The organism is Shimia sagamensis (genome assembly GCF_900182745.1).
Classification (GTDB): Bacteria; Pseudomonadota; Alphaproteobacteria; order Rhodobacterales; family Rhodobacteraceae; genus Shimia; species Shimia sagamensis.
In genome coordinates, this window is record NZ_FXTY01000003.1 from 25,948 (window position 1) to 38,090 (window position 12,143).

A 12,143-nucleotide genomic window follows, 5' to 3' on the forward strand; every position below is an offset into this window, starting at 1 on the left:
AGCCTTCAAAGCGGAAATTGATCAGACGGTCTTTGACTTGCCGATTTCGCGCCGAAAGCACAGCGTTCGGAACTCAAGCTCCATCAAAAAGCTGGAGCTTGAGAGAGTAGTGTCACCGCTTGGGTGTTTGGGTCATGTACAGGAATTCCTGCACCGCTGCGACGGACTCGGGTCGCAGGTTGTCGATGCCCTCATAAGGCATCCCAATTGCAGGCCCCTCACTGGGATAGGCTTCTTTGCGCTGCAGATGTCGCTGGATCATCCGTACAAACTTGGCACCTCCCCAGGCGCCAATCTCAGTGGAAACCGGGTATCTTTCCTGAGGATCCCGAAACAGATCATAGAAGTCCGCCAAAATGGCATTGTCGATGTTTCCGCCTGGGATCGCGAGTTTGTACTGCTCTTTCACCACGGCTTCGAGCTTACCGATGTTGTAGAGGAAGACGTAGTCACGACGCCCATGTGAGTCTCCGTTGAGCAGCATGGAAGTCTGGTCAATCCCGTCAATTATTCGATCCTTCGGAATACCCGCCATTGCGCCGCCAACCCTGGAAATGGTGGTAAAGAAATCAGTGACATGAAAGATGTCGTTAGCAATGGAATCTGCCTCGATCATGCCGGGCCAACGCACAAAAGCATCGACCCGAACGCCACCTTCAAGGGTGGATCCCTTACCGCCGCGGTATAGCATGGGTGTATACCCTGACTGCGGTGAGTATTTGGTGAAATGGCCGTTGTCCCCCATGATAATCACGATCGTGTTGTCGGCCACACCCAATGTGTCCATTTCGGACATAAGCTCACCAATCCACTGATCGACCAGCTTCATCTTCTCGACGTAAGTACCGCCATTTGGCGTGGTGTATTCGTCGGTTGTGGTTCTTGGGCCAACCAGAGGATACAGCGGCCAAAATTGGAGAAAGAACGGCTCATCTTTGGCCGCAAGCGTCTGCAATTGCTCTCGCGTTTGTTCAAAGTAGCGCACGTTCATGTCGTGGTACTTTGCCTCAGTCCAACGTTCGCCGACTTCCATGTGCACTTCGTTGACGTTCTGATCTCGAGTACCTTCTACGCCAGTCACCATGGCGGATGAATCTGTGCGCAGCCAACCGTCCAAAGTGTAGCGACCATCGTAGTTGTTATCGCCAATCCCGATGGAGACTTCCTCGTCGGCGGCATCATCGTGATAAATTGTCAGTTGGCCCTGTTGATGGATAGGAAATGCGGCATAGTCAAAGCCCTGAAAATTGGGCCAGGACTCCTTGATGTCGCCCATATGCCATTTGCCAACGTGGGAGGTGTTATAGCCCACGTCTGACAAAACTTCGGCCAGTGTTACCTCCTTGCCCGCAAGACCAAAGCCGGAGATATCGACGGCCGTGTTACCCATGCCGTTGCGGTGTGGCTGACGGCCAGTCATGAAAGCAACGCGGGTTGGGGTGCAGGATGGTTCTGTATACATCCGCGACAAGCGCATCCCTTCGCGGGCAAATTCGTTGATCGCCCGCGTTTCATAGCCACGTACTGCGTTCAGCGTGGGGTTGCCCAGGTCGCCAAAGCCGATGTCGTCGATCAGGATGTAGAATATATTAGGTGGCTTGCCTCCATTGGCTTCGCGAAACTCCGCCAAAGCATTGTCAAGCGCGTCATCCTCTGCGGCCCAACGATCCCTGTTTTGCTCCTCGAGAATGTAGTATTCTGCATCGCGCACAATCTCGCCGTGGGCTGTTGTACCCGACCACAGCAGCATTGCAGCGGACGCTCCTTTTAGGAGTGTTGAGAGTGATAATCTCATGACGCTTATTCCTCCTTGTTATTCAAAATTCAAACGGCGTACCAGCTCTTCAAAGGATTGCCGGGAAGTCGTGCTTGGCCCATTTCTACACCCACTTGAAAAAGTGGCGGCGATGACACGCTGCATTCGCTCCGTTCCCAAAAGAGCAAACCCACGAACCGCATCGGTGAATGTTGGTCATGGCCATCTCCCCAAATCAATCACTCAACACGATTGATCTCTGTATGTGGGAAGAATTCAGCCCAGACGTGCCAAAACATACCGGGTTTTACGTCTGAGGACCGCTTCAAAGTAGCATCCGGCGTCTCGCCCCAGAAGTTGATCTGCGTCACCGGTTTTCCGGTGTCATTCACCCAGATGTTCACGCTTTCGTAAATAGGATCCCAAGACAGAACAAGCGCTTGCCCGCCAACCTCGGTATTGATCACCCCGCCTTGTTCGACGACAAAATCATCGGTCCAACAACACGCATCCCCACCTATATTCACGCCCCACACGTAGGATTTTGTAGGCAGTCGCGGATCAATTGGCCGCTCAAGATTTTGCATGACCGGTTTGGCTTCGGTGTGATGCTTTTGGATCGTGGCGGTGAACGCGAGTTCCATAGCCGTGTCTAGGAGATACAAAAACGGATTAGATGGTGGCTTGTTAAGAAAGACTTGGCCTTTAGGAAAGGCCTTTTGGAAGCCTCGAAAGGTCATGCGAAAGGTCGGCCAGGGACGCATTGTCAGCGAAGGGCGCAATGGACAGGCCGGTCCATCGGTACCCAAATCCTGATCGTTGGCGCGAAAACCATAAATCTGCTGAAGTGGCTCGCCGGTATTGTTATCACGCAAGACCAGATTGTTGCCGTGTTGTGCAAGCACCTCCAGCTCTATTTTTTCGCCTTCAACTTCAGGCGTGTACCCCAAACCCAAGTTTGCTATGGCGCAAAATGTCATCACAACGTTTTCGCCTTCCAGCCCCTCTTCTGTCCCAGCCAAATGGGGCCGCATGATCTGGGATTGAGGGTGAGCACGTGCGACGCCATTGTTTTCGAGCACGATCACCTGTGTTGTCGGGCTGACAAACTCTTTTGCCTCTTCAATGCTATAGAATTTGGCTTTGTCTTTCTGGTTGCGAAGTCCAAGGTGAACATAAATCCAAGTAAAGGCGACCAATCCAAGTGTGAGTATGGTTGCCCCCCAAAACACCCAGCCAACACCGCTGCCAAACCAAAGATGCGCAACAGCGGAAACAGCCCAAGCACCTAGGCCAACGACTAGAAACTGATACTCGTAGCGAATAAACCGATCCACGTTTTTGCGTTTCGTCGTGATGAACAGCTGCGGAATATCTCCAAGGTCACGAAAATAGACTGCTGCGACAAAAATTGACAAAGCCGTTGTGAAATAAAAAAGAAGTTCGGCCAATCGTATCTCCCAGATAGAATAATTTGACAGCGCGCCCGTGTTCTTCTTTACCGTAGTGCGGCTTGGCCGTTTGAGGCAACCTTCGAGTTTCCAAAGAATTGTTCAAACACTCTAGATGATACCCGTCTAAAATGCGGCTTTTCAAGCTGGCCGATAGGACGTGCTCGTACAGCGGCACCGGCCAATTTTTAACGAAAGTGCATCAAATGCCTTTTGACTGTTTTGACACGTTTCTTTGCAAAGTTTCGGGGATCAAATTGATTACCTTTGGAGATCACGCCAAGTTGCCCTTAAGGTTGACCGGATATTTTTCAAAACAATGGAGCAAATTTATGGAACGATTTTCCTTTCGGCCTCTTGCGGCCGCGGCATGTTCGGCGCTTGCTCTAACGGCCCCTTTTTCTGCAACGGCACAATCGCTTCCAGCCCCTGGTCAATCGGAGAACGGTTGGCGCCACGCAATCGCTGCGTACATGTTTGCCCCTGTTCGCACCAAGGGTACTTCGACAATAAATGGCAATTCAGTGCCAATTGACTTGGATCTCGGAGACGTCCTGGATTTGCTCGATTTTGCCGCAGCGGGACGATACGAGGCCTGGAACAATGATTTTGGTCTGATTTTTGACGCGAACTATGTTGCGATCGAAGCGGATGGCAACTTGCCTGGCCCAGCTGGCGCAGCCTTCGACGTTACCGTACGGCAAAAGTGGTTGGCGCTTCTGGGTGCTTACCGGATTGCCAATGGCACATATGGAGACAACTCGCGCCGCTATGCTGTCGATCTGCAAGGCGGGGTGCGTTACAACAATCTCAAGCAAGAAGTGAATATCGGTCCTGCACCAACTGCCGGTGGCGACGAAGGCTGGTGGGAGCCTGTGGTCGGCGCGCGCGGCATGTGGCGCCTCAATGACAAGTGGACCACAATCGCGTCAGTCGACGTGGGCGGATTTGGGGCTGGTGGGAACGACCTGCAAGTTGGCGCCAATGTGGGATTTGACTACCAACCCTGGGACAACACCGCTATCACATTTGGCTACCGCTACTATAGCATGGACTACTCAACCACGCTTTCAGGGGGCGCCTTTGCATACGACACCACCCAGCATGGACCTTACGTCGGGGTGAAGTTTTTCTTTTAAAGTCAATGGCTTGCGTGGAAACCACTTACTCGGCGCATAAAAGTATTTCAAAGCCACCTGGTTTCAAGACTGGCTTGATCGAGACCAGGCGCAAAAGCACCTGAGAATGCAGCGCAAGCTCGAATTGTTTGAATCTATCGAATTGGTGCGAAAATATTGTTTCGCGCCAATTCCCAGCCTTGAGATCAAGGCTTTCAACCCATTACCTGGACACTTCAGTGAGTACCCGACCGGACGCACCGCTTGGCTGTGTTGTGCCGAACAAATTTGCTAAAGTTACGGCCACATCCGTCGTGGAAACGCGTCTATCGACTTTGCTTCGTTCCACCCCCTTCCCTGAAAATATGACGGGTACATGTGTGTCATAACGCCAGGGAGAACCATGCATGACCGCCACAGCCCCCGGGTCGAGCAGGAACGAGTACGCTGACTGCACGACGTAAACGTCGCCGGAGCGGGCCGGATGAAAATTGTTGCGGATTGGGATTTCGACAAAATCGCCGCGCTGTTCATCCATGGGAACCTTAGGCACTGCTATGGCTATGCCTTCTCGGGCGGACATAGCCTGAACAACCAGGCGGTCAATTTCCCGTGGGTCAACGCCTGAGGCAGAAATGTTGGCGTGGTCGTAGTAGATGTAAGGTCGGAAGAACGCCCTGATCGCATTTTCGACTCCCAGCGCTTCTTCAATTTCGGCGTTGAGGTCAAACATGATCGCTGTGTGGCCGTTGCGCGCGGTTTGATGCCCAAGGCTGGCCATAAGCTCCGGCATTTCCGGCATGCCATGATCCGCTGACAATATGTAAAGCACGTCATCACGCCCGACTTCAGTGTCCAAAAAACCAAATAGATCTGCCAAAGTCAGATCGAGGGCACGTACCATTTCTTCGCTTTCCAAGCTGGACGGACCAAAGAAATGGTTAGATGCGTCAACACCGGAGAAGCTGAGGCTCAAGTAATCAGGAAATGCGTCCTGTCCCAAAGCTTCTGCCAAGACGGCAGCCTTGCCAAACTCAGCCGTTAGCTTGTCCCCTTGTGGGCTCAGCAAAAGCTGTGTGTAGTACAAGCCATCTTCAGGGGTGCCGTAGGTATGCGGGAAGGTTACCCCAAAGCCTTTCAAGTCAGCCTCATAGTCACGGTCGTCATTGGCTGCGAGCAGATAGCTGTCTTTGTCCGCATGTAGCGTCCATTGCTGACCAATCATGGCGTCCGCTGGGCGCTCTGCGTTCCACTCCATCACCCAGTCTGGGTACGTGTCGTAGTAATAAGCGCTGGTTTGGTAAGCGCCGGTGTCCGTGCTCATCCAAAAGGCCTTGCCGGATTTGCCTGCCATGGACACAGAAGAACGATCCTTGCCAGACACGCTGAACACTTTTGACATTCCATTGTTGGATTTGATCAGCTCGTCGCCAAAGGTTGACGCCAAAATGTTGAGAGGGGAGCGACCGTCAGATTGCGCAGCCGCTTGAGTGGGATCGACTTGGTCTCCGCCTTGGTCAAACCCTTCGAGAGGCAGCAAGGGAAAGTTCGCATCCTCAATATTGTAAACCAATCGTCCGTCTGATGTGTCAAACCACGCGTTGCCAATCATGCCATGTTCTGACGGATGTGCGCCTGTGGCCAATGTGGCATGCCCAACGATGGTCTCTGTGTTGGCATGATCGTGATGCGCATCGGTGTACCACACGCCGTTGTTGATTAGCCTCATGAAACCATCTTCTGAGAACGACGGTTGATATCTGCTCAATAAATCGCCGCGCAGCCCGTCCACCGTGATCTGCACAATCAAACGTGTGTCAGCATGGACCGCCTGGCCTAGCAGGCCAATTGCCAAAGTCGCGCCGGTTAGTTTGGAAAAGGAGGATAAGGCCATCTCAAACAGCTCCGCTTCAAAGTTGGGAAGTGTATGTTGACGGCGCGCAACATGCTACGCGCCGTCAGAGTTCTTACTTTACTGGTTGCCAGCTCTGGAAGATTTCACGTGCCTGTTGGCTTTCTGGCCGCAGGTTGTCAATGCCGTTGTAGGGCGTGTCTTTTCCAAGCGCCAAATGGGGATACTGTGCGATTGTCAGCTGGTGACGTTTGACCATGTCCTGGAAGGACGCCCCGCTCCAAAGTGAATAGCCCACTTGAGCATGTTCTTCGCGAGGATCACGATACAGATTAAACACGTCGGCAGCGGCGCCCGGCTGACCAGCGGTTGGCAGGTGCATTTTGAACTCCTGCTTCACGACCGACCGCAGAACAGGACCTTCATATACATACACGTAGTCACGGCGCCCATTTCCTTCGCCTTCAAGCAGAAGAGCCGTCTGGTCAATGCCGTCGATGACCCGATCACGGGGAATAAAATCGGTTGCCCCGGCGATTCGCGCAAAGGTGGTGAAAAGGTCGGACACATGAACCATGTCGCCTGCCGCGCTACCCGGCTCAATGGCCGCTGGCCAACGAATGAACGCGTCCGTGCGCACACCGCCTTCAAGGTGTTGCGTTTTGCCGCCACGGTAGATCAGCTGGTTGAATCCTGAGGTGCCCTCATAGTGATACATCAAACCGTTGTCGGCCATGATCATCACGATCGTGTTGTCGGCCTCACCGGTCTCCTCAAGTTTTGCCAACAGATCGCCAATCCAAGCGTCCAAGAGTTGCAGCTTGTCAGCATGAAAACCGCCGTTACGCGACAATGCCTCCTCTGGATACACAAAATTCAAAGGATAAAGCGGCCAATACTGTAAGAAAAACGGTTCGTCCTTGGCTGCGAGGCCCTCAAGCTGCTCCATAATTTGACGCTGATAGCGTTCGTTCATCTCTTCGTATTTGGCCTGTGTCCATTTTTCGCCAGGTTCCATATCGACTTCGCGCGCAGTACCGCCTGCTTCGCCTTCGACACCGGTCACAAGGCCGTAGGGCTTAAACCGCTGATCAAGCTGGAACTGATTGTTCTGACCGCTTTCCGCATAGCCAAGCATGTTGTTGGTTCGCATTGTGTCCTCAGTCATCAGACTAAGCTGCACCTGCTGATGCAGAGGGAAGGCAGCCCAGTCAAAACCTTGGTTGTGGGGATAGGCTTCTTCGATGTCACCTTGGTGCCATTTGCCGACATGCGAAGTGTTGTAGCCAACCTCTTTCAACAACTCAGGAAGCGTCACCTCCTGTGCAGACAGGCCTTCGCCAACCAAAGCCACTTTCACCTCGTCGACCCCGGCGCGGACAGGATGACGACCCGTCAACATCGCGGTACGCGTTGGAGTACAGGACGGCTCCGTATACATGCGCATCAAAGACATGCCCTCTTGGGCAAAGTTGTTGATATTCGGCGTGTCAAATCCGGTCACATAATTCATGGTCCGGTTGCCCATTTGACCAAAGCTTACATCGTCGATCAGAATGTAGAGAAAATTTGGCGACCCGCCGTTGGTCTCCCGAATTTGAGTTAGCTTCTGTTCGATTTCAACGTCTTGGGCATCCCATTGATCGCCAAATTGGGCGCGCAGGTAATTGAATTCGCCGTCGTGGACGATTGGATCGCCCTCCGCCAATGCAACCGCCGCGCTAAGCGCGAGAGCCGACATGGAGTAAAGTAACTTCATTGCAGTGTCCTCCCAATAAGAATTAGTCTGATTTCGCGTCGCGATGTCGCGACAAAGTGGTCCGGATTTCTTGCCGAAGGTCCTCGAGACTTTCGGTCAAGTCGGCCAGAAAGCGTTCGTCGTTGGGCTTGTTTTGCTGGGAAACTCTCAGAATCTCCATTTTGATGGCGGCAAAGTCAGCGCACGCCTCACGGAAGGCTTTGTTGGATTTTCGCGCAGCACAAAGCATTTCAAAGTCGGAAGGAAAGTCTAGAAAGAGAATTTCATCTTCGGTCATCGTCACATCGCAATAGCTTACAACTCATTGCCTTAGCAGACCGGATTTTGACGTCGATTTACAGGTTTCAGCGCGCATGTTACCGTAGCATGAGCACTTCACCTCATTGAAAATATAGATATTTATATGCCTGGCGACACTAGAGATCCACACACAGAAAACCGCTTAGCACCTGAAGGTGTGCGTCAGTATCTAGCAAAAATAGTGGCGTCAGAGACGTTTGCTAGCTCCGCAAGGATGCAAGACATCTTGCGCTATGTGGTCGAAGAAAAGCTCGCGGATCGCGGTAGCAGCATAAAAGCCACCACTATTGGTATGGACGTTCACGGGTATTCTCCCGAGGAGATATCGGACCGCGCAGGCGTTGTCCGGGTTGACGCCGGTCGCGTACGTCGCAAGCTAGAAACGTACTACGAAACTGAGGGAAAAACTGACGAGATCCAGATCTCATTACCAACAGGCACATACGAGCCGGAAATTGTCGCTTTGGAAATTGAAAAAACCGCGACGCACAACTCAAAACATCCAAAAGCTCGCGCTGTTCTAGTAGTAGGGTGCACCTTAGCAATTGCAGTTGGGGCTTGGGCGTTGAACCGTGCAACACACAAAAGCGATCCTCCCAAAAATTCCATTCTGGTGGATCACAGGGAAATTTTTGACATTTCCCCCAACCGCGTTGAGGCCATAAATTTGGCAACGAAGGCGCGTGGCCTAATTTTCCCGGCAACAGACCAAGAGCGTTTGAGCATTGCCCTACAAGCTTTTCAGATATCCATCGAAAAAGATGATGTTTATTTTGGTGGGTATGCCGGGGCAGCGCAGGTGTTAGGAAGCCTAGCGCTTGTTGATATGGACCGCGAACGTTCGGAAACGAATTTGGCGTTGGCTGCACAACACAGCACTGAAGCCTTGCGCCTTGCGCCTGATCAAGCTTGGGCGTTGTCTGCTCAGGCATGGGTTGATTTCGCTTCAGACAACCACGCAAGCGCTTTGGAACTGTCTAACAGGGCCATCGAATTGGCACCTCTTGACCCACATATCCGCGAGTTCGATTTTTTGATTTCCTTGTTCAACTCGCGGTTTGAACACATCTTGGATGAGGCCGCAGGCTTTCCCAAGGATGCCAATCAGTTGCAGGGATATGTTTTCTCAAACGCCATTGGGTCTGCCCAGTTTCACACCGGTGACTATCTAGCTGCAATTCAAACATTCGAAGAAGCTATCGCTGCACAGGGTCCCTTTGGCCCTATTCCGCTTTCCTATCTCGCGGCGGCGTACGAAATGGCCGGAGACACGGAAAACGCCCAATTTCTTGTGTCAGTTTTGATGGGAAACTGGCCCAACGCCAGACCGGATATTTTGTTTCCTGCATTGTTCTCCGATCCAATGTCAGCGAAAACTTTGGTGGAGGCCGTCAGGAAGGCTGGCTGGGTGGCACCTGACTAGCTATTGAAAGTTGCCTGGTTCGCATCGAAACTAGGTACAAAAAGTAACCCTTGTTGAGCCTGTACGTTCGGAATTTCCCTTAGACCTTAGAAACGGCTGAAATCAACACGACATTACCACTTTTTGGGATCACATCTCACGTGTTTCCGATATGCTTGTAGCCGTGGAGGGTGAACGCTCGCAGTTCCAATTGTACCATCGAAACGTCTTTAGCGAATGTACGTATTCACCGCACGTGCCTGAGTTGGTAGATTTCCTTTCGGAGAAGGGCTGCCATGCTTGCCCGGTGATTTCAATGGATCCACGCGACACATGCGTCAAGCTGTTCTGCTGTGTCTGACATCTGCTTCTCCGAGAAAAACATCTGTTCCGATAGGCCATAACTTACAATCCATCCTTCAAAAAAACGAAAGCGCCACGTCAACCCGTTGAAACCATCGCAGGAAGCGGTCATTCAAAGTGCCCGAGATGAGCAGTAGATTTAAACCCAATTGAGCAGCGCTGTCCGGCTGATCGGCCCGCAATTTCTTTGAGGTCAGATTGCTACATTTTGGTGTAATCTTCGAATGCTGTGACCTGCTCGCCCGCAACGACACAGTTTCGGGCCCCGCGCATTCTCGGGTCATCCCATCGTCCCGATGGGCCAAAGGCCAAACATGCGCTCACTTTTAACATGGACCACTCTAGGGGGAGCTGCTCAAGCGGCTCAGAGTAGAAGTCAGGCACGTGTGTATAGGCTTTGCCCAGGGTAAGTGCGGTTAAGAAAACTCTTGTTAGAGCTTCCTTTGTGCCACCAATTTTAGTCGTGGGTACGCCTTTTGCACCGAGCTCTCAAAAATGTCTCTACAATGGCCTTTCACGGCGTTCTGAACGATTGCTAACCACGCACCATAGCTGGATGCCAAATTCAGGACAGGCCAATCGGAGCCAAACAGGATGCGAGCAGGTGTGAAAGCTTGCAAAACTCTCTCAATATACGGCGAAAGATCATCCAGGGCCCACTCAGGGCCTGCCTCAGTTGTCAGGCCTGACAGTTTACAAAATACTTCGCTGCTCTGCGCGATCCTGGTCATATCTGTAGCCCAAGTGTCGAAATGACCGTCACGGATCGCGGGTTTTGCGCCGTGATCTATTACAATTCGCAAATTCGGGTTTTTCTCTAGGAACGTGAGGAGATGGCCCAAATGACGTGGCATCACCAATGCGTCAAAGGTCAAATTGTGCAGCGCCATGGCCTCCAGTGCCGGTCGCAGATTGTCTTTGAGCATCCAAGCATCATCCTTGATGTCCTGTATCATTGGTCGGAAGCCAACAAGCTTGGGATGCTGCGCCATTCGCTCAATTTTTTCAGGTGCGTCAGCCGCTTCGAGATCTGTCCATCCCACAACGCCGAAGATCCAATCGTGTTCATCGGCCAGCGCCAGGAGATATTCCGTTTCCGCCTCTGTATCCGCTGCCTGCACAGCAATTGTGCCATCGACCCCCGCAGTCTCGAGAAGTGGTCTCAGATCCTTGGGGCCAAAGTCCCGATAAAGTGGCTGCAAGTCCGGTGTAAGCCAACTGTAATCACCACGCGCAAGCTTCCAGAAATGCTGGTGGGCATCGATTTTCATGTGCTGGTCTCCTGTGTGCGGCGCCGCAACGCGGCCTAGATCGTCGCAGTGAACTCAGGTGGGTTGCCGCCGTAAATCTCGGTCAACTCGCGCGCCAGAGCACCATACATCTCGACAATGTCTTCCAAGCTAGGCACGTCAAGGTCGTCCACCCGCTCCAAGTAGGGACACGACAGGACTGCCGCAGCATGACCGGACGGGCCAAAGATAGGGAAAGCGATGTTGGTTACGCCAATGGCCGTTGCTGAGGGCATTTTTTCATAACCAACCGCGCGAATGCGCTGGATATGGGCGTCAAATTCTGCGCGATTCAAGGCCGGTTCCCCAATCGCTTGTCTGTGCTGCGCAATCAGGTCTTCTAGCTCTTCATCTGAGCGAAACGCAGCCAGAACTCGCCCTGTACCAGTGTTCCACAGGCCAACAACTGTACCGGTTTTTAGCGCCAGACCCCAGTTGCCCGGCGACTCCGCAGAGGCGACAATCACCACGTCACCGTTGCTTTCCATACCCATATGGCACGATTGCCAGGCCTTGCGGGTGATAGCGCGCATGCGAGGCAAAGCGGCCTCAATCACGCGCCCGATGGGCGGGTGACGTTGGCTGATTGAAAACATCTTGAGGCTTAATGCATAGCGGTCGCCTGACAGGGAGCGGATCACATAACCGCGCCGCACAAGTGTGGACAGCATTCGATAGATCTCGCTTGGAGACCGTTCCAGCGACTTCGCTACTTCGCCTTGGGTCAACCCCTCGCCATGGCTGGCGAGCAATTCAATAATGTCCAATCCCTTTTCCAGCGCTGGTGCGCGGTACTTATCATCTTTCTCGGCCATACCCTGTCCTGTTTATAAGTCTTTTAGGCCCCATAGCA

The 12,143-nt window shown here is 52.5% G+C and carries 8 protein-coding genes; 2 read left to right on the forward strand and 6 right to left on the reverse strand.

The window, feature by feature from the left end:
* Positions 1-112: 112 nt before the first annotated feature.
* The gene (locus tag QOL67_RS08250; RefSeq protein ID WP_283425503.1) at positions 113-1,795 is read right to left on the reverse strand and encodes a sulfatase-like hydrolase/transferase; all 1,683 of its coding nucleotides are present in this window, start codon (positions 1,793-1,795) and stop codon (positions 113-115) included.
* Between the two features lie 200 nt (positions 1,796-1,995).
* On the reverse strand, positions 1,996-3,207 hold the full coding sequence (locus QOL67_RS08255) for a DUF3179 domain-containing (seleno)protein (protein WP_283425504.1): 1,212 nt from the start codon (positions 3,205-3,207) through the stop codon (positions 1,996-1,998).
* A 524-nt stretch (positions 3,208-3,731) separates the two neighbouring features.
* On the opposite strand from QOL67_RS08255, the gene QOL67_RS08260 reads away from it, so the two are divergent.
* Positions 3,732-4,346: a hypothetical protein gene (locus tag QOL67_RS08260; protein ID WP_283425505.1), complete on the forward strand. Its 615-nt coding sequence runs from the start codon at positions 3,732-3,734 to the stop codon at positions 4,344-4,346.
* 202 nt (positions 4,347-4,548) lie between these two features.
* Here the strand turns inward: QOL67_RS08260 and QOL67_RS08265 are convergent, their stop codons facing one another.
* A complete protein-coding gene (locus tag QOL67_RS08265; protein WP_283425506.1) occupies positions 4,549-6,219 on the reverse strand; it encodes an alkaline phosphatase family protein in 1,671 nt (556 codons plus the stop codon).
* Positions 6,220-6,292: 73 nt separating this feature from the next.
* Positions 6,293-7,936, reverse strand: a complete 1,644-nt coding sequence (locus QOL67_RS08270) for a sulfatase-like hydrolase/transferase (protein WP_283425507.1) — start codon at positions 7,934-7,936, stop codon at positions 6,293-6,295.
* Positions 7,937-8,462: 526 nt separating this feature from the next.
* Between QOL67_RS08270 and QOL67_RS08275 the strand changes: the two genes are divergently transcribed.
* A complete protein-coding gene (locus QOL67_RS08275; protein ID WP_283425508.1) occupies positions 8,463-9,659 on the forward strand; it encodes a tetratricopeptide repeat protein in 1,197 nt (398 codons plus the stop codon).
* A 773-nt stretch (positions 9,660-10,432) separates the two neighbouring features.
* Here QOL67_RS08275 and QOL67_RS08280 read toward each other — a convergent pair.
* Together QOL67_RS08280 and QOL67_RS08285 are read right to left on the reverse strand one after the other, a co-directional pair.
* Positions 10,433-11,272 carry an amidohydrolase family protein gene (locus QOL67_RS08280; RefSeq protein WP_283425509.1) on the reverse strand — a complete coding sequence of 280 codons (840 nt, stop codon included), beginning with the start codon at positions 11,270-11,272 and terminating at the stop codon, positions 10,433-10,435.
* Between the two features lie 35 nt (positions 11,273-11,307).
* A complete protein-coding gene (locus QOL67_RS08285; protein WP_283425510.1) occupies positions 11,308-12,105 on the reverse strand; it encodes an IclR family transcriptional regulator in 798 nt (265 codons plus the stop codon).
* Between the last annotated feature and the right edge of the window lie 38 nt (positions 12,106-12,143).

What these genes read in the sequence shown, in the direction of transcription:
- QOL67_RS08250 (WP_283425503.1), bottom strand. Translation starts at nt 1,795, where the DNA reads ATGAGATTATCACTCTCAACACTCCTAAAAGGAGCGTCCGCTGCAATG.
- QOL67_RS08265 (WP_283425506.1), bottom strand. Translation starts at nt 6,219, where the DNA reads ATGGCCTTATCCTCCTTTTCCAAACTAACCGGCGCGACTTTGGCAATT.
- QOL67_RS08270 (WP_283425507.1), bottom strand. Translation starts at nt 7,936, where the DNA reads ATGAAGTTACTTTACTCCATGTCGGCTCTCGCGCTTAGCGCGGCGGTT.
- QOL67_RS08280 (WP_283425509.1), bottom strand. Translation starts at nt 11,272, where the DNA reads ATGAAAATCGATGCCCACCAGCATTTCTGGAAGCTTGCGCGTGGTGAT.
- QOL67_RS08285 (WP_283425510.1), bottom strand. Translation starts at nt 12,105, where the DNA reads ATGGCCGAGAAAGATGATAAGTACCGCGCACCAGCGCTGGAAAAGGGA.